13 protein-coding genes and 3 pseudogenes are annotated in these 18,577 nt (G+C 36.5%); 10 read left to right on the top strand and 6 right to left on the bottom strand.

Features of this window, described 5'->3' with window-relative positions:
* Positions 1–56: 56 nt before the first annotated feature.
* Positions 57–2,591: a phosphoenolpyruvate carboxylase gene (locus tag H3Z85_15665; GenBank protein QPQ50821.1), complete on the bottom strand. Its 2,535-nt coding sequence runs from the start codon at positions 2,589–2,591 to the stop codon at positions 57–59.
* Positions 2,592–2,772: 181 nt separating this feature from the next.
* On the opposite strand from H3Z85_15665, the gene H3Z85_15660 reads away from it, so the two are divergent.
* The 4 genes from H3Z85_15660 to H3Z85_15645 all read left to right on the top strand — a co-directional run bounded on the left by H3Z85_15660 (position 2,773) and on the right by H3Z85_15645 (position 5,151).
* Positions 2,773–3,339 (top strand): Crp/Fnr family transcriptional regulator, encoded by a 567-nt coding sequence (locus tag H3Z85_15660; protein QPQ50820.1) that lies wholly within the window; start codon positions 2,773–2,775, stop codon positions 3,337–3,339.
* A gap of 56 nt (positions 3,340–3,395) precedes the next feature.
* Entirely contained in the window at positions 3,396–3,977 is a 582-nt protein-coding gene (def, locus tag H3Z85_15655) for a peptide deformylase (protein ID QPQ50819.1), read from the top strand.
* A 132-nt stretch (positions 3,978–4,109) separates the two neighbouring features.
* Entirely contained in the window at positions 4,110–4,514 is a 405-nt protein-coding gene (locus H3Z85_15650) for a hypothetical protein (protein QPQ50818.1), read from the top strand.
* Between the two features lie 31 nt (positions 4,515–4,545).
* A complete protein-coding gene (locus H3Z85_15645) occupies positions 4,546–5,151 on the top strand; it encodes a hypothetical protein (protein ID QPQ50817.1) in 606 nt (201 codons plus the stop codon).
* A gap of 110 nt (positions 5,152–5,261) precedes the next feature.
* Here the strand turns inward: H3Z85_15645 and lpdA are convergent.
* Positions 5,262–6,664 (bottom strand): annotated as a pseudogene (lpdA, locus tag H3Z85_15640) (dihydrolipoyl dehydrogenase).
* Between the two features lie 99 nt (positions 6,665–6,763).
* Between lpdA and H3Z85_15635 the strand changes: the two are divergent.
* From H3Z85_15635 to H3Z85_15620, 4 genes and pseudogenes are all read left to right on the top strand, one after another.
* Positions 6,764–7,168, top strand: a complete 405-nt coding sequence (locus H3Z85_15635; GenBank protein QPQ53918.1) for a helix-turn-helix transcriptional regulator — start codon at positions 6,764–6,766, stop codon at positions 7,166–7,168.
* 163 nt (positions 7,169–7,331) lie between these two features.
* Positions 7,332–8,495: an iron-containing alcohol dehydrogenase gene (locus tag H3Z85_15630; protein QPQ50816.1), complete on the top strand. Its 1,164-nt coding sequence runs from the start codon at positions 7,332–7,334 to the stop codon at positions 8,493–8,495.
* Between the two features lie 158 nt (positions 8,496–8,653).
* Positions 8,654–9,114 (top strand): annotated as a pseudogene (locus H3Z85_15625) (lipocalin family protein).
* 65 nt (positions 9,115–9,179) lie between these two features.
* Positions 9,180–9,836 (top strand): G-D-S-L family lipolytic protein, encoded by a 657-nt coding sequence (locus H3Z85_15620; protein ID QPQ50815.1) that lies wholly within the window; start codon positions 9,180–9,182, stop codon positions 9,834–9,836.
* A gap of 64 nt (positions 9,837–9,900) precedes the next feature.
* Here H3Z85_15620 and H3Z85_15615 read toward each other — a convergent pair whose 3' ends face one another.
* The 3 genes and pseudogenes from H3Z85_15615 to H3Z85_15605 all read right to left on the bottom strand — a co-directional run bounded on the left by H3Z85_15615 (position 9,901) and on the right by H3Z85_15605 (position 14,630).
* Positions 9,901–10,746 carry a hypothetical protein gene (locus H3Z85_15615; GenBank protein ID QPQ50814.1) on the bottom strand — a complete coding sequence of 282 codons (846 nt, stop codon included), beginning with the start codon at positions 10,744–10,746 and terminating at the stop codon, positions 9,901–9,903.
* A gap of 91 nt (positions 10,747–10,837) precedes the next feature.
* Complete coding sequence (locus H3Z85_15610) at positions 10,838–12,190, bottom strand: DEAD/DEAH box helicase (protein QPQ50813.1); 1,353 nt, start codon at positions 12,188–12,190, stop codon at positions 10,838–10,840.
* A 791-nt stretch (positions 12,191–12,981) separates the two neighbouring features.
* Positions 12,982–14,630: pseudogene (locus H3Z85_15605) on the bottom strand (AarF/ABC1/UbiB kinase family protein).
* 278 nt (positions 14,631–14,908) lie between these two features.
* On the opposite strand from H3Z85_15605, the gene H3Z85_15600 reads away from it, so the two are divergent.
* Positions 14,909–15,073, top strand: coding sequence for a hypothetical protein (locus H3Z85_15600; protein ID QPQ50812.1), 165 nt, complete (start codon positions 14,909–14,911; stop codon positions 15,071–15,073).
* Positions 15,074–15,413: 340 nt separating this feature from the next.
* Here H3Z85_15600 and H3Z85_15595 read toward each other — a convergent pair whose 3' ends face one another.
* Positions 15,414–16,916, bottom strand: coding sequence for a carbon-nitrogen hydrolase family protein (locus H3Z85_15595; GenBank protein QPQ50811.1), 1,503 nt, complete (start codon positions 16,914–16,916; stop codon positions 15,414–15,416).
* 1,260 nt (positions 16,917–18,176) lie between these two features.
* Here H3Z85_15595 and H3Z85_15590 point away from each other — a divergent pair.
* Entirely contained in the window at positions 18,177–18,530 is a 354-nt protein-coding gene (locus tag H3Z85_15590; GenBank protein ID QPQ53917.1) for a nuclear transport factor 2 family protein, read from the top strand.
* Positions 18,531–18,577 lie beyond the last annotated feature (47 nt).

Below are 18,577 nucleotides of genomic sequence, written 5' to 3'. Positions count from 1 at the left end.
GCTAAAGCCCGTTCCCATTGATACATGATAATATAATTTATCGTATAAGTTTTACATTATGCTGAGTTTCTACTCGCATTAATATTTCCGAACAGGGATCTGGTGACCAGCTTTTCATAGGCCTCTTTGTTACCCTCTCCTTTCTGAATTTTCATAAGCGCATATTGCTGAATACTTAATAACGGAAGTACGATTTTCTCGCGAATCTTCACAGATTTTCTTGACAAAGGATCTTCTTCCTGCAGTAATTTAAAGCCTGTCAGTTCCAGCATAATTTCTCTTGAAAGCTCATATTCATCAAAAAGCACATTCCAGAAAGCACCGAATTTCGGATTATTTTTGATATAATAAGTCAGCGGGAAGTAGGATTTATTCATACTCATCATCGAATTCAGAACTAAAGTTTTAAAGAAATCCGATCCTTTGTAGAGCTCTCTTACTTCTTCAAACCTTCCCTGCTCTTTCAGCTGTTGCATGGCATATCCGAAACCAAAGAAACCGGGAACATTTTGTTTTAGCTGCGACCATGAGCCCACGAAAGGAATTGCTCTCAGGTCTTCAAACTTCAACTCACTGCCGTTTCCTCTTTTGGATGGACGGCTCCCGATATTGGTTTTTCCGTAGTACTCAAGGGTGCTCATTTCCTGTAGATAAGGAACAAACATCGGATGGGCTTTAAGGTCAGAATATTTCTGATAACTGATTTCGGCAAGCTCAACTATCAGTTCGCGTTCTTTTTCCGTAAGGTCTTTTTTAGCGTTTTTAAATACGTCATTTTCTACTCCGGCAGTAAGTAATTGTTCAAAATTATATTTCGCCTGTTCCTTATTTCCAAAAATACTGGTAATGGTTTGTCCCTGAATGGTCAGTTCTATTTTATTATTGGCAATTGTTTTTCCCTGTGAAGCGTAGAAGTCGTGGGTTTTCCCTCCTCCTCTTGCCGGCGGACCTCCTCTACCGTCAAAGAAAACAACTTTAATATTATTCTGTTCGGACAGTTTTGTCAGAACTTCTTTTGCCTTGTAAATCTCCCAGTTGGCTTTCAGATATCCTCCGTCTTTTGTTCCATCCGAGAAGCCCAGCATAATGGTCTGTTGATTTCCTCTTCTCTCAAGATGCTTTTTGTATACAGGATGATGGTAAAGCTCCTTCATCACATTTTCAGCATTGGCGAGTCCTTCCATGGTTTCAAAAAGCGGAACAATATCCATATTGATCTCTTCATCTTTATACCCACAGATTTTGAAAAATGCATACACGTTCATCACATCTTTCACTGCATCTGAATTGGAAATAATATATCGGTTCATTCCTCTCAATCCGTTTAGGTGCTGAATTTCAGAAACCTGTGAAACCGTTAATAAGGTATCTTTTACAATATCATTAAAATCGTCAGCATTCACTTTCCCGGAGGTCTGAATTAATCGAGTAAATTTTTGCTCTGCATCGGCATTTTCTTCGCCGGATACTTTAGCAAAAACCTCATCTATGACCTGCTGATGAATTCTGCTGTCCTGACGGATATCCAACGTGGCAAAGTGTGTCCCGAAGATCTTCACACGATCTCTGAAATTTATCAAAAGATCTAAAAACAAAGAATTATGCTCGTTGATCAATATCTTTTCTGCCTCATCCGTAAACTTTAAAATATCTTCGGAAGTGATATTTTTTCCATCAAAAATGGCAGTATACAGCTTTTCGCTCAACTTAGTCAACACTTCAGAAACACCTCTGAAACTTAATCTTCTTCGGATAAATTTCAAATGACTGTAGTAGGATTTCAAAATAGCCGAGCGCAGTTCCTCTGCTACTCTTTTGGTAACATCAGCTGTCACAAAGGGATTACCGTCTCTATCTCCGCCAGGCCAGAAACCCAGCTGGATAATATCTTCATGCAGATGAAAATGTCCGTTCCCGAAAGTTTTTTTAATTTTCGTAAACAGTTCTCCAATGGTATCGTAATACACATATCTCAGATAAGAAATGATACTCAATGCCTCATCTATCGGAGTGGGTTTTTCTTTATTCACAAAAGGTGTTTTCCCCAGCTGCTGCAAAAGCATATCGATCTGTGTCACAGAATCACCGGCAATAGCTCCCCTTAAATCCTGAATGATTCTCTGCACCGAACTAGGATAAAATTGCGTAGGGTGAGCAGTGAAGACCACTTTTACGCTGAAATCCTTTAATTTTTCACGTACCTTTTCAATTTTATGATCCTGGTAAGAACGTTCAAAAAGGTTGGTAACGGTCCCATTATCACTTTCTGAATGAAGATTTGGGAAAGCAGCGTCTTCAATACTGTCGAATAAAACAACCTGTCTTTCGATATACTGGATGATCTTAAAAAGAAGTTCAAGCTTCTGCTCTTCACTTTGAAGATCGGTGTGGTTTTTAAAAAATTCTTCGACAATCTCTTCAGGTGTTTTTCCTGCATCATAGCCGGTTCTGCTTTCTTCATACAGGAATGGGAGCAGCATCCCGATATTCGTCATTTTATCATAAGGCAGGCTCATAAATAATGAATTATAGATCTGGAACTTATTTTCCACAATCTGCCTGAATTTTTCTGCGCGTTGGTCGTGTATCATAATAACAAATGTAAGTGATTTTGGAATTAACTGAATTGACAAATGACAAAAAGAGATCCGTCCCATACATCTTAATTCCCGGTAAACATTTCGTAACTTTGTACTTTAATTAATTTCTAAATATAGCTAATAATAGCATTAGTATTATTGATCTTCTGGTAAAAATCAATCAAAAAATGTTATGGGATACATCAGAGCATACTACGAGCAAATCGTCAAACTACAGGAATCGGAATGGGCATTTATTGCTGGGCATTTCCATAGAAAGATGTATGCTAAAAATGAAGTAATAACCCAGCAAGGAAATATTGAAAATTTCTTGTCTTTTGTTGAATCCGGATTGGTCAGATCCTATATTCCTGATGATGAATATGGCTACACTTTCAATTTTGGATTTGAAAAGGAGTTTACCTGTGCCTATGATTCTTTCCTTACCCAAACTCCTTCAGACTATGAAATGCAGGCACTGACGGAGACCGTGGTATGGCAAATTTCGTATGATGACCTGCAACAGGTATACAGCCAGACCCATGTAGGAAATCATCTGGGACGTTTTGCTTCTGAAAAATTATTCCTCGCTAAGAACAAACGTGAACTTTCCTTATTACAACTTACAGCCAAGGAGCGCTATTTAAAATTATTTACAGAGCAGCCTGAACTGCTGAAGCTTGTTCCTTTAAAGTATATAGCTTCGTACATTGGGATTACACCACAGGCCTTAAGCAGGATCCGCAGACAAATTAATTAACATAGGTTCATTGTATACTTGTTTTGCTCTTAAGAACTTTGCAGCAAAATACGACAATGAATTTACCAATTATAGCATACGGAAACTCGGTTTTAAGACAAAAATGCTCAATAGTTACTGAAAATAGTCCCAAAGTTCAGCAACTCATACAAGATATGTGGGAGACCATGGAAAATGCTAACGGATGTGGTCTTTCATGTTCCCAGGTAGGAAAACCTTTGCAGCTTTTTGTAGCAGACAGCCGGATCGTCTATCAAAATATGGATACAGAAGATCAGCTCTTATATTTCGGGAAAGATGACAAAGGAATCAGAGAGACTTTCATCAATGCAAGGATCATCGGAACATCGGAAGAAACATGGGAGGATTATGAAGGCTGCCTGAGCATTCCGGGACTTTCGCAAAAGGTAGAAAGACCCTGGGAAATTACTATTGAATATCTTGATCAGGATTTTATCAAACATACGAAAACCTTTACGGGACAAACTGCAAGAATTGTGCAGCATGAATACGATCATACTTTGGGAATTTTATATACTGACCGTCTGAAACCTCTGACCAAAAAAATGATGGAATCTAAGCTTAAAAAAATTATCAATAGGAATGTCACAGCCGGATATCCGATGAAGTTTTTGTAAATCTAGGTTTGCTTCAGACGTATGATCGTGGACGGATTTTGAAAATATTCAGAGTCCGTTTTAATAATTCATCGGTAATATAATTTTGACTGCAGAATATTATTAAGTAATTTTACTTTTCACACCATAATTATGCAAAAAATATGTACCTTCTTACTTATAATATTTCTGGTCATCTCCTGTGGAAAAGATTGTTATAATGCGCCACTGCCCGTCATTTTTGAGTTTGTCAATTCCAATAATGAAAATCTTATAACCAACGGAACATTAGCAGCCTATTCCATTCAGGATGAAAATAATATCAGTGTACAATTAACCAAAACCTCTGACGATAAGATTATTTTAGAAAATGTAGGTGCTTATAACGGAACAAAAAATTATAAATTCTCTTCTAATATTAAAAACCTTGATTTCTCAATACAGTCATCAGAATTTAAAGGGGGATGTGATGGTTTTCAAATCAATAAACTGACTTTTACAGGTATAAAAATTGATGTCACGGATGAAAAAGGATATTATAAAATTGTATTGCAATAATCTTTACATTTGCAACCGAAACACCTTCTCTATGAAAGCAATCATCGCATTTTCCCTGATCTTCTCCAATCTGCTTTACAGCCAGATCAAGGTTCCTGCTGATTACAAAAAGATCCCTGATATTATGGATACTGTTGATTATCTTTATCCTTTCATTGTTCCGGATAAAGATTATGCATATTGGCGTGTGCTCAGCAATGATACCGATTATGAAAAAGCAGTTATTTATGAAAGTCAAGCTCCTGATTTTATGACCATCAATGAACCTGTTCCGGAAAAAGGTTTTTTTCAAAAATGTATGGGTAATAATTGCTTCTCCTATATCCTTGCGTGCAAAAAGGAAAGGTCCGTCTATTTCTCCGATGAAGTACAACTGAGGGATTTTATAGGAAGTATTGACAATCTTCCTGAGGCTATTTTAATTGCTAAAACATATGGATATTCTGTAGATCCGAAGAACCGTTTTACCGGGGCTTATAAAATTGATGACCGGTATATTTCATTATACGCTTTACAATCTAAAGGTTGCCCTGCAGTCAAAGAATCTTTTCTGATAAAAATCAATCGAAAAAACGGAAAACTTGAAGCAAAAAGCAACGGTATCTACGCAAAAGGCGATGACTGCTCTACCTTGTAATAAACCGATGTAAAGAATAGTTTTATTCATTATATTTTAATGCCGCGGATGCACTAATAAAATAATCCGCGCATCCGTAGCAATCAAAAAGTCTATATATTATTGTTTGGCTATATATTTACAGCTCCCTGGCCGGAAGCCATCAGATAAGCTTCTTTTAACGTTTCTGAATAAGTTGGATGGGCATAGGAGATACGGAACATATCTTCAGCAGTTACTTCATACTCCTGGGCAATCACTCCCTGAGCGATAAGATCTGCGGCCCTGGCCCCGATAATATGTACCCCCAGAACTTCACCATATTTAGGATCAACCAATACTTTGGCAAATCCCTCCGTATCCATGGCAGCCCGCGCCCGTGCGCTCGCTGAGAAAGGAAACTTTCCTACCTGGTAAGGGATATTATTATTTTTCAGATGCTCTTCCGTATACCCTACAGAAGCTACTTCAGGCCAGGTGTACACTACTGAAGGAATACGATTGTAATGAATAGAATGCTTGGTCTGACCATTAATAGTTTCCGCTACAAAAACGCCTTCTTCTTCCGCTTTATGGGCCAACATAGCTCCACCGGTCACATCGCCGATGGCGTAAATATGAGATACAGCCGTACGATTGCTTTCGTTCACTTTAATAAATCCCCGACTGTCGAGCTCTACCCCTGTATTTTCAAGTCCGAGGCCTTTTACGTACGGACTTCTTCCCACGGCAACCAAAATGTAATCAGCTGCCAGCTCATTATCTGCACCATTTTTATCTTTAAAAAAGACTTTAGTTCCGGACTCCGAACTTTCGGTTTTATAGACTGCGTGGTTCAAACGGATATCAATCCCTTCCTTTTTCAGAATTTTATGAAGACTTTTTCCTAATTCATGATCCATAGTGGCAATCAAATGATCTGCATATTCAAGTATAGTTACCCGGGTACCGATTCTGTTGAAAATAGAAGCCATTTCCACCCCTATGACTCCGCCGCCGATAATTACCATAGATGTTGGCTTTTCATCTAAAGAAAGAGCTTCCGTGGAAGTAATGATTCTTTTTTATCTATCTGTACGCCGGGAATAGTTGACGGTTTTGACCCTGTAGCTATAATGTAATTTTTAGCGGTAAGCTCTACCGTTTCATTTTCACTTTGTATTCGTATGGTTGAATTATTGATAAAACCAGCCGTTCCTTTCAGGCGGGTAATCTTATTTTTACTCATTAAAAAAGTAAGGCCATCGGTATTTTTTGAAACGACATCTGATTTCCTTTTGTACATCTGGGAAAAGTCGAGACGTATTTCGTCCAGTCTAATTCCGTGCTCAGCAAACGTATGATGAGCTTCGGCATAATGATGCGTACTGTCCAGTAAAGCTTTTGTGGGAATACAACCTACATTGGTGCAGGTTCCTCCAAGGGTATCGTATTTTTCAATGATCACGGTTTTGTATCCGAGCTGTGCACTTCTTATTGCAGCTACGTATCCGCCGGGACCTGAACCGATGACGGCAATATCATAATTTTCCATTTGATTTATTAATTTTTAATGATTAATTTTACTTGCAAAATAAAAGCAAATTTAAAATAAACACTTTCAATTTGCAAGTATTATTTCAATATTAACATGATGAGTAAGAAAAGATCCGATTGTCCTATAAGCTGCTCCCTCGAAATATGGGGAGATAAATGGTCATTATTAATCATCCGGGATCTGATGATTAAAAAAGAATGTACGTATGGGGAACTTCAGAAAGCGGATGAAAAAATAGCCTCCAATATTCTGGCCTCCCGACTTCAGCATCTCCTGGAAAATGGCATTATTACCAAAAAAGATCATCCTGATAATAAACTGAAGATTCTGTATCACCTTACAGAAAAGGGTATCGACCTGGTTCCTCTGATCGTTGAGATCAATCTTTGGGGTGATAAATACCTTACGATTCCTGATGACAAAAAAGAGCTGCTGGATAATATTAAAAAAGATAAGGAAAGTTTTATCAAAAGAGCAAAATCTTATCTTTCGGAAGGCTAAATATCAGATAATCCGGAATCATTGGGGCTACATAATTATTTTTAATTTTTATCAGGAATACGTAATAGCTTTCATTAAATCCGGCAATAGGAATTTTAAAATTTCATTAACTCAATTTTCCTTTTTCATTCCGTACATTTGAATTAAAATAAATTTAAGAACAATGCTTAATTTCGAGTTTAAAAATCCAACAAAAATACTTTTCGGGAAGGGTGAAATTGCAAAAATTTCCAAAGAAATTCCTAAAGATGCTAAAATATTAATGATCTATGGCGGAGGAAGTATCAAAAGCAATGGTGTTTATGATCAGGTGAAGGATGCTTTGAAAGATCATGAGTTGTACGAATTTGGCGGAGTTCCTGCCAATCCTGAGTACGAAGTTTTAATCAATGCTTTGGATTTCATCAAAGAAAAAAACATCACTTATCTTCTTGCTGTGGGAGGCGGATCGGTAATCGACGGAACTAAATTCATCTCTGCAGCGGCCAATTACGATGGTGAGCCCTGGGATATCCTGAGAAAACAGGTAAGAACTTTTGAAGGACAAGGAATGCCGTTCGGAAGCATCTTAACCCTACCGGCAACCGGCTCGGAAATGAATTCGGGATATGTGATTTCAAGGAGAGAAACCAATGAAAAACTTTCTTCAGGCGGTCCGGGACTTTTTCCTCAATTCTCTGTTCTGGATCCGGAAGTGATCAGGTCTATTCCTAAAAACCAGATTGTCAATGGTATTACTGATGCTTACACGCATGTCTTGGAACAATATATGACAGCTCCGTCTTCAGCAGATCTTCAGGAAAGGATTGCAGAAAGTATTTTGATCAGTCTTCAGGAAACCGCTCCGAAAGTGCTGGCCGATGATTTCAATTATGATGCTGCAGGAAATTTTATGTGGTGTTGTACAATGGCTTTGAACGGGCTTATCCAGAAAGGGGTTATCACCGATTGGGCAGTACACGCCATGGGACATGAATTAACGGCTTATTTTGGAATTGACCATGCGAGAACATTAGCCATCATCGCTCCTTCCCATTACCGTTACAATTTTGAAGATAAAAAAGGGAAACTGGCGCAATACGCTGAGAGAGTATGGGGAATTAAAGAGGGAACAGTAGAAGAAAAAGCCGAAGCAGGAATTAAAAAGCTTGAGGAATTCTTCCACAGTCTGCATATAAAAACTAAACTTTCAGAATACACGGAAGAGTATAACGGTACTGCGGAAAGGGTAGAAAAAGCCTTTACAGACAGAAACTGGCTGGGTCTCGGAGAGTACAGAAAGCTGACTCCTCAGGATGCTTACAAAATTGTGGAGATGAGCTATTAAAGGGTAAAATAACAAGTTGAAAGTTAAAAACAGGAGTTCACCGTTTAAATATGGCACCTTAAATCCTGTTATTTATAAACATTCGTTTAAAAAAGCTCAATTTCATTGCAGATATTTCAAATTTATTTATATTTTAGCATATTCTTAAATTTGTGAAAATGAAAAAACAGCTACTTTTATTTACCTTTTCAGCTTTGGCACTTACTTCTTGTAAAGACGATGATCTTCAGGCTTACGAAATGGATATGATGAAAGGAGATTGGAAAGAAGTGAAGACAGAGGTTATTTCCGGAAAAGATAATAAAACAGTACTTTCTTCTTCTACTCCTAGCGGATGTTCTACGAAAAATACTCTTTTTTCAGAACTGATTTTTATGTAAGCTATACAGCATTTACAGGAACCGGAGCGGACTGTAAAATGTCTCAAAAAAATGAAGGAAAATATACGTATGATGCAGACGCCAAAATTCTGGGTATCAAATTTGACAATGATGATAATCGAAATTTCAAAGTCGATATTCTTACGAGTCGTGACCTGAGAGTAGCCCAGCAGTTTGGGAACTACGACCAGGACGGTGATAAAATTCCCGACGTAACCTATATTACCTACAAAAGATAAATACTAAACTCCCGTTGATCGGGAGTTTTTTATTACTTTTACTTTCAATTTTAAATCTGAAAATAATGAAGAAGATTCTGTCAGCATTTCTACTGCTGTGTTTTAGTATTGCCTTTTCGCAGGAACAAAAACCAATGTTCTGGCAAGACATCCAAAATTTCAAAAAGGAAAACCAACAAAATCCACCTCCCAAAAATGCTATTCTCCTCTTAGGAAGTTCCTCTTTTACGAAATGGACTGATGTTGCCGCTTACTTCCCGGATAAAACAATTATCAACAGGGGGTTTGGAGGCTCAAGATTAACAGATCTTAATGATTTTGCAGAGGATCTGCTAAGCCCTTATCAACCTAAACAAATTATTATTTATTGCGGAGATAATGATTTTGCAGACAATCACGAATTAAAGGCAGATGAAGTGGTCAACCGTTATATAACGTTCTATAAAAAAGTACGTGAAAAATTTCCTATGATTGAGGTGGATTATATTTCAATAAAATTTTCCCCGAGCAGAGAAGTCCTTTGGCCACAAATGAAAGAAGCCAATAAAAAAATTGCCGCTTTTATGAAAAAACAACCGAGGTCAAAATTTATTGATGTCACCAAGGCAATGGAAGATTCCCATGGGAATGTAAGAAAAGATATTTTCCTGGATGATATGCTCCATTTGACGCCCGAGGGTTATACAATATGGGCAAAAGTAATCTATCCTTATTTGAAATAGCATAGAGCCCTCACCTGGAGGGCTCTATTTTTACAAGCTATTTAAAAGGTTTTTGATGATAAGCTCAATTAAATGTCATTATCAGCTCTTTGCCATCATTCATGAAGTTTACTTTTCCCAATTTGAAGCTTTTATTCAATTTATTTTTTGTTTTTAGCCTCAGCTCTTTTATACCGGATGTTTTATTGGGGGTCAGAATAATCGTAATCCGGACTGAATATATCTGAAAAACAACAGAATCTTTATGTTTGGTGGCGGGTATGATTCCAAAGCTATCCAGTTCTTTCGTCAGCTTATCGTAATCTTCAGTATTACAGTTAAGAACGATGGCTGAGAGATCGGTAATCTCTCTTTTCTGATCAAATATTTTTTCCAAAAAAGCTTCCCTTGTAAAAAACTCATACTTTTTATGGTATAACCGGGTTAAAAATTCCTGGTTATAGAAAGCATACCACGTGGCAATACTTCCCTCTAAAGCTGTAGAGTATGCAGAATACCATAGTACTTCTATCCCCGCAAAATTCCACATTGCATTATTTTTGCTGAATACAAGGTTATTGTTTTTTAATTTTTTTCCAATATCATCAGAAAATGTTCCCGACGTATCCCAGGAAAAGCCAATTCCTACAGAACCTACTTTTTCCCCGAATCTGTTATCGGGTCCCATGACTTCAATATATGTCGATTTTCCACGCAAATATAATGTAGTACTTTGCTGGTTTATCGGCAGAAAATCAGGAAGTCCTTTATCCAGGCTGCTCCATTTTGCTAATTGTTTACTTCCCCTGATTTCGTTATACGAAACAGAATCCAGTACAAAATAAATATGATTCACTTTTAAAGCTTCGTTCTGTCCAAAGCCTTTGTTTCCGAATGCAATAAGAAAAATGATAAAAAAATATCTGCCCATCTCACAATCAGCTATAAATTGTTATTTTTCAAACACGTACACTAAAACAAAAAAAGCAGAAATTATTTCCTGCTTTAAGAGCCGTTAACGACTATTTCTTTTTCTTGGATTTAGAGATTGCTTTTTGCTGTGCCCTGTTGGCTCCAAATTTCTTCGGTGCTTTTCTTTTCGATGGCCCGCCCCAGTTTTCTTTTGTATTTTTAGCCTTTTTCTCGTGGAAAGCTCCTCCTCCTTCATTAAGCTTAACCTGTGCCGGGTTTTTCATCACTACTTCATCTTTCTCAGAAGCGATTTTAGCAGGGTTTATTTTCACACCTTCCGGGAAGTCATGGAATTTTAATTCTTTATCCATTAACAATTCAATGTCAAGAATCAAAGGTTCTTCTTTTTTAGTAACAAATGTAACTGCTTTACCTTCTTTATCCGCTCTACCTGTTCTACCAATTCTGTGGATGTATTGCTCAGGAATATCCGGCGTTTCAAAATTGATAACATGCGTAATATCTGAGATATCAAGACCTCTGGCCATTACATCGGTAGTGATCAATCCTCTGATTTCTTCATTCTCAAATCTCTTCATTGCTTTAAGCCTGTAGTTCTGAGATTTATTAGAGTGAATTACATCAAACTGATCAGGGAAAAGTTCATCAATTTTAGAAAACAGGAGATCGGCATGTTTTTTATTATTATTAAAAATCAAGACCTTAGACATATCTTCATTGCTCTTCAGCAAATGTTCAAGAAGGTTGATTTTAGTATTAAAATTCTCTACCTTATACCCTGTCTGTTCTATTTTTTCAAGTGGAGTTCCGGATTTTGCCAATGAAATTTCAATCGGATTGGCAAAGTATACATCAAGCATTTCATCCACAGCTTCCGTCATTGTTGCAGAGAACAGGATATTCTGTCTCTTCTCCTTCATCATTTCAAAAATGTGGCTTAACTGTGGTCTGAAACCTAAATTAAGCATCTCATCAAATTCATCGATGATCAGTTTCTGAACTTCTTTCAGGGAAATTGCATTATCAATGGCAAGATCCATTACTCTTCCCGGAGTTCCCACCAGGATATCACATCCGTCATTGAACAACAATTTCTGGGTATTGATATTTTTTCCTCCGTATATTCCGATTACTCTTGCAGTAATATTTTCTGTTAGTTTCTCAAGAATTTCAGCGACCTGTACTACCAATTCTCTTGTAGGAACAAGTACAAGAACAGTTGGGTTTCCTGTTTTACTGTATTTCCATGTTTTAAGAACGGGTAAAAGGTATGCTAATGTTTTTCCGGTCCCGGTCTGTGCGATTCCCATGATATCTCTTCCGGAAAGAATAGGCTTCAAGCTTTTTTCCTGAATAGGTGTGGGTTCAAATAATTCCAGGTCCGCTAAAACATCAAGAATTTTAACCGGCAGGTCAAAATCTGCAAAAGTGAGTTTTTCCATTTTGCAAAGATAGGTATTAATATGTATAATGGAAAATGGAAGTGAAAAGGTAGTCCTTTTCAGGAATTAAAGGTTATAAGAGGCAATTTCCAATTCTCAATTCTCAATTCTCCATTTTCAATTCTCAATTCTCAATTAACCTTAACGCTTTTGCTGCTTATTTTAATATCATCATCCTTCCACTCGCTTGAGGTGATGATTACATTTCCTTTTATTTTAGGATCTTTTTTAATAGGGAATTGATCTGCTTCCCACTGGTTACAATGGGTGCTTATAGAAGGAACCAAAAGCTTCCACCCTGTCTTAGATGATGTATAAACGAGAAAACCGCGCCAGCAGCTTGTACACCATCCGGGATAGACGCCGATTTCGTCTTTTCCGTCACCGTTAAGATCTCCAAGATTGTATAAAGTTCCGTCGTAAGCAGGAGAAACAACGAATGGTTTTATTTTTTTATCACTAAAATAGACCGTGGTTTCACACTTGCCATCACACTCATCGGTGCAATCACTTACTTTTGTATAAGCATATTCTTTTGTTCCGTTTCCGTCAAAATCTCCTGAGACATTCTCTGCTTTTTTTTTCCTGAGCCCATGTCAATGAACTACAGCACAACAGAGCAAGCATAATTGATATTTTCATTGTTATTTTTGTTTTAAAAGTTTTCAACGGCCGGAATCCTCCGAAAGCCAATATATAAAGATATAGATAATAGGCTAATTACCCGGATAAAAAATTATAGCATGCAACATGCAATTCTCCATTCTCAATTTCAATTTTCCTTCCCTTTCCTATTTTCTTGTCACTCTCAACAACAGGATCAATACCAGGATAAGTGAAAAAACAAATCCTAAAACAGCCACAAGAGACAACTCTCCTATCCTTGGTCCCGATTCTGAGGAAAATACAATGGCTGTCGCAATAATATTCGCCCCCAGTACCATGGCCAGAATCAGGTTGATAACACTTGACTTGATGAGCTGGTTCGTTTTTTCAATATTTTTGATTTCACTCGAGACCGTGAATTTATTTTCGTCCAGTTTCTGCAGAACGGAGCGCAATTCCCTTGGTATTTCATCAACATTATCCGTGAAATTCATCATCCTGTCAACGCCGGTTTTCAAAATATTTTTCGGGTTGATTTTTTTGGTAAAAATCTTTCGGGTATATGGATTCAGGCTTTTTACAATATCAAGATCAGGATTAATATTTCTCCCGACTCCTTCGATCAGGCTGATTCCTTTGAAAAGAAGATAGAAATAATCAGGCATATACAATCTGTTTTCCTTCAGTATGTCTTTCATCTTGTTGATAATAACCTGTACGTTAATATCCTGCAATGAGGAACTGTGAACGAAATTTAAGACTTCTTCTACGTCATTTTCAAATCTTTTTTCATCAGGAATTTCATAACTGACGGCCATTTTTTTCAGATAACGTACAATTTTGTGAGGATTTTTAGCGACAAAGCTTACGATCAGGTTTTCTAGAATTTCTTTATCGTTGGGCTGAATTTTCCCTACCGCTCCGAAGTCTATAAAAACTACCTTCCCATCTTTTTTACAAGGATATTTCCGGCATGCGGATCTGCGTGAAAAAAGCCGTAATCTAAAATCTGCGATACAAACAACCTCAGCCCTACTTCAGAAACCTTTACAGGATCAATGTTATTGGCCAGCAGGATACTTTTATCGGTCACTTTGATTCCGTCGATGAATTCCATACAAAGAATATTATTGTTGGAAAGCTCTTCGTACACTTTCGGAACGTAAGTTTCTTTATTATTTTTAAAATTAAGACGAAACTGCTGAATATTATTTCTCTCGTTAATCAACGAAACTTCCTCCAGTAATGATTTTTCGAAAGTAGAAATAGCCTGTTTAAGATTCAGTTTTTCACCTATCTCAGAATAAGTTGACACAAGCTTTTCAAGATCTTTGATGAGCAACAAATCATCCTCAATGACTGATTGTACATCGGGTTTCCTAAGTTTCAGGATCACCGGACTTCCATCTTTTAAAACAGCTTTATACACCTGGGCAATGGAAGCGGTGGCCAGAGGCTCTTTTTGGATTTCCTGAAAATAATCTTTAACGGAAATATTGAATTCGTTTTCCAAGGCTTCTTCTACATTCATATCTACAGTTTCTACATTATCCTGTAGTTTCTGCAGCTCCTGAATCAATTCCGGAGGCAGCAGATCTTCTCTGTTACTGAACGACTGCCCGAGTTTTACGAAGGTGGGGCCCAATTCTTCCAAAACCAGTCTGATTCTTTCGTAAACGGTGCCTTTTGAAATGACTTCATCTGAATTTCCGGAGGTTTCTTCTTGTTTATTTCCTCCATTCATTCTTGCCAGCAGATCTTTAAATCCATATTTACTTAATACGGAAATCAAACGGGCTGATCTTTTCAGTTTTCTTTGCTGTTTATCAAACATAGTGTGTCAATAGTAAGTGCAATTTACTCCAAAAACTATTCCTAATACTAGTTTTTATCTAAAATGACTCCAAGCTTTATGGATATAAAAGCATATTTTGGAAGGCGAAACATAATAATTATCCTCGTTTCAATTAAAAATACAGGGCTAAAAAACGCTTTTAACGACAATAAAACCAGTCATAATAATAAAAAAACAACATTTATCTTAATGTATAATATATTTTTCTATATTTACCAGGTACAAATATTAAAACAAATCAATAAAATCATTACAACATGAAAAATTTACGTAACAACAAACTATCAAGAGAGCAATTAAAAGGAATTTCAGGAAACGGTATCATTATCGGTAATTGTTCTAACGAGTGCTGCCCTACTGACGGAAGACCGAGATGTCCAAGACTTATATGCCCTGCAGTAGTATGCCCTCAGTATATGTAATATTGAAATAAAATTTTGCCTTAATAAGGCTACTATAAATCCGAAGAATAATTTCTTCGGATATTTTTTTATAAGAAAACAATCACCATTCTCAATCCGGAAGGATATCCCGACAACCCTGTTTCCCACTGATATAAAAAACAGAAACTTCCGCATTTACGAATTAGAGCCCCCCAGCAAGAAAAGAAGATTTTGAGACAAAAAGAGACTTCATAACTCCTTTCCACGAGGTTGTCCTTTCAGCTGACCTCATTTTATTATCTCGCCCGGGTTATCGTTTTTACCTAAAATAAAAAGAGCCCTCTCAGGTGAGATAGCTCTTTATATTATTTCTTGTCTTCTATTTCAGATATGTTTCGTACAAATCTTTTCGACGATCTTTCATTACCTGAACAGACCCGTTATGGTGAAGATCCTTTAATAAATTTAAATCTACATCTACGATTAATGTCATTTCCGTATTGGGAGTAGCCTCTCCTTTTACAGCGTTGGATGGAAAAGCAAAATCTGACGGGGTAAAGACTGCTGCCTGGCCAAACTGAATATCCATATTATTTACTTTCGGAAGGTTTCCGACGCAGCCTGCAATGGCTACATAGCATTCATTTTCGATGGCTCTCGCTGCGGCACAGTGACGCACTCTCATATAGGCATTCTGGGTATCTGTAAGATAAGGTACAAATAGTATTTTCATCCCCTGATCGGCAAGAATTCTTGGTAATTCAGGGAATTCAACGTCGTAGCAGATCACCAGTCCAATTTTACCGCAGTCGGTATCAAAAACTTTAATTTCATTCCCTCCTTTCATTCCATAATATCTCTTTTCATTTGGGGTAATGTGGATTTTTCTATATTCATCCACTCGTCCGTCACGATGGAGAAGATAACTTACGTTGTACAGATCATTATTTTCAAAAACGGGCATACTTCCGGAAATAATATTCACATTATAGCTGATGGCCAATTCTGAAATCCTACCTTTAATCTGCTCTGTAAGCTTGGCCAGTTCTATCATACTATCTCTTTCAGAAAGATTATTAAATGGCGCCAGCAAAGGTGTATTGAAGAGTTCCGGAAAAAGTACAAAGTCAGATTTATAATCTCCCATTACGTTCACAAAAAACTCTACCTGCTCATAAAAGGCGTCAATATCTTTAAACGTCCTCATCTGCCATTGTACCAACCCTAAACGAATGATACTATCCTGCATTGTGTTAGGATTTTTGCTGTAATAAATATTGTTCCATTGGAGCAAAACGGCATTTTCTCTTGAAGCTTCATCCTCGGGAAGATATTTTTTAAGAATTTTTATCGGCAGAAAATTATTGGAAAGCTGGAAAGACAGTACAGGATCATAGATTTCCTTGTCTCTGACTTTTCGGATATAATTTCTGGCGGAAAGTTCGTGACTGTATTTATGATAATTCGGAATTCTGCCTCCCAGTATGATTGATTTCAGATTAAGCAATTCACAAAGTTCTTTTCGGGCATCATACAATCTCCTTCCCAGACGTAATTCTCTGAACTCGGGGTCTACAAAGACTTCAATTCCGTACAAAACATTTCCCGTTGAAGAATGGGTATTGAAGGTATAATTTCCTGTAATATCACTATAGGTATGATCGTCACCGAACTCTTCGTAATTGACAATAATAGAAAGTGCTACTGCGGCAAGCTTTCCATCTACGGTGATACAGATTTGCCCGTCAGGAAATATTCTGGTTAGTTTTTCAATACTTTTTTTTGACCAAATGGATTCTGACATTTGTGGATAAGCCCTTTTCTTGGTTTCTGCCAATTCTTCATAATCCTGAACGGTCAGGGGTCTCGTTTCTATTTGCATTTGATGTAATTTTACTTAAATTTAGGGAAAATATTTTACTTAAATCCTTATACAAAGTACTTCCCAAACTATTTATACAAAATTTAACAGCGGATATCACCGAAACTTTACAAGCAGCAGTTTATTCAAATAATTACTGGAAAGATTCTGATTTTAGCTCTGCAACGGAGGTGCTTACACTCCATTATAATGCTGATATATAAATGGATACAGAAAAAATTACTATTCTACGCCTTGAAAATAAAACTATCGGATATATCTGTTTAAACTATCCTCTGATTTTTATCGAAAGCCAATTTGCTTTACAAGTAAAAAATGTTCTTCATACGTTTCACGATATAGAATACATTAGTGTCCATACACTATCTAATCCATATCTATCTGTAAATCCTGATATTTACAATGTTTATTTTGACTTTATGGAAAATTTGAATGCTTTTTATGCTGAAGATTTTTATTTTTACAATGTAAATTAAAAATCATTCTTGTCCGATTAGATTAAAGCATAATTAACAGGCCGCTCCTCAGGAGCTTTATTTTTATAGGAACTTCTTTTTTTTCTACTAACAGCAGATCCCGACGGGATCAAATCCAGCTCCAATGGGAGCTAACTATTAATAGGATATATTTGTTTTAAAATTATAGCTCCGGAGGAGCGACCTGTTAATTCATGCTGTAAATATTGATATTTTCAATGTATTTATACTTTTTATCGGACAGTAATGATTATTATTAAATTTTTATTAGCTGGATGAAACCATACGCAGTAACTTTACTCATAAGCGCCACCATTATTTTTATTTTAAGGATCTTTTACGAAGATTCATCAGCCAATATTTCACATAATTTAAACTTGTTTTCAGCATCTGAAATAAATCCGCGGGAAGCAAAAGTTTCATTTACTTTTACTTAATGATTACAATGTTAGTAAATTATCTTGTTTTCCATAAGCATTTAGTCTTCAAACTGGTATATTGCTTATTAATTGCTTTAAATATTTTACTTATCATTTCTTCATTGAAATAGTTTTAATAGGAAATACTTCCTGAAAATTGATAAGCAGTATACCTGCTTTTATTTTAAGATTTTTTACTCTAACCTATTGATTAATAAATAAAAAAAAACCATCATTATAGATTTCAAACAATATTTTTCGAATAACTTTACGATTAAATTAATAATTTATTCTCTTTGAAATCAGATATACAACATGCAAAAGATATTTCAGAAGTAAGTACCAGACAAATAATCAAGAATGATATGACACCTAAAGAAGTTTTGAAAAAATGGATAGACAGCTTTAATGCAGCTGATGCGGCTCGTATTGCAGAACTATATGCAGAAGATGCGGTAAACCACCAAGTTTCAAATAAGCCAGTAGAAGGTAAGACCGCTATTTATGAAATGTTTGCAAATGAATTTGCAACAGCCAAAATGGTTTGCATCGTAGAAAATATTTTTGAAGATGGAGAGTGGACTATAATGGAATGGAAAGACCCTTTGGGACTACGTGGATGTGGATTTTTTCATGTAAAAAACGATAAAATCATATTCCAAAGAGGGTATTGGGATAAACTCTCATTTTTAAAGCAACATAATCTCCCTATTGAATGATAAGGTAATCCCTTTACAAAAAATATTTAAATATTGAATAAAAAAAA

It is taken from the genome of Chryseobacterium indologenes (assembly GCA_016025055.1).
Classification (GTDB): domain Bacteria; phylum Bacteroidota; class Bacteroidia; order Flavobacteriales; family Weeksellaceae; genus Chryseobacterium; species Chryseobacterium indologenes.
This window is presented reverse-complemented; position numbering and strand designations above follow the sequence as displayed.

Coding starts and splice junctions, on each gene's coding strand:
- H3Z85_15665 (QPQ50821.1), bottom strand. CDS start 2,591: ATGATACACGACCAACGCGCAGAAAAATTCAGGCAGATTGTGGAAAAT.
- H3Z85_15660 (QPQ50820.1), top strand. CDS start 2,773: ATGGGATACATCAGAGCATACTACGAGCAAATCGTCAAACTACAGGAA.
- def (QPQ50819.1), top strand. CDS start 3,396: ATGAATTTACCAATTATAGCATACGGAAACTCGGTTTTAAGACAAAAA.
- H3Z85_15650 (QPQ50818.1), top strand. CDS start 4,110: ATGCAAAAAATATGTACCTTCTTACTTATAATATTTCTGGTCATCTCC.
- H3Z85_15645 (QPQ50817.1), top strand. CDS start 4,546: ATGAAAGCAATCATCGCATTTTCCCTGATCTTCTCCAATCTGCTTTAC.
- H3Z85_15635 (QPQ53918.1), top strand. CDS start 6,764: ATGAGTAAGAAAAGATCCGATTGTCCTATAAGCTGCTCCCTCGAAATA.
- H3Z85_15630 (QPQ50816.1), top strand. CDS start 7,332: ATGCTTAATTTCGAGTTTAAAAATCCAACAAAAATACTTTTCGGGAAG.
- H3Z85_15620 (QPQ50815.1), top strand. CDS start 9,180: ATGAAGAAGATTCTGTCAGCATTTCTACTGCTGTGTTTTAGTATTGCC.
- H3Z85_15615 (QPQ50814.1), bottom strand. CDS start 10,746: ATGGGCAGATATTTTTTTATCATTTTTCTTATTGCATTCGGAAACAAA.
- H3Z85_15610 (QPQ50813.1), bottom strand. CDS start 12,190: ATGGAAAAACTCACTTTTGCAGATTTTGACCTGCCGGTTAAAATTCTT.
- H3Z85_15600 (QPQ50812.1), top strand. CDS start 14,909: ATGAAAAATTTACGTAACAACAAACTATCAAGAGAGCAATTAAAAGGA.
- H3Z85_15595 (QPQ50811.1), bottom strand. CDS start 16,916: ATGCAAATAGAAACGAGACCCCTGACCGTTCAGGATTATGAAGAATTG.
- H3Z85_15590 (QPQ53917.1), top strand. CDS start 18,177: ATGACACCTAAAGAAGTTTTGAAAAAATGGATAGACAGCTTTAATGCA.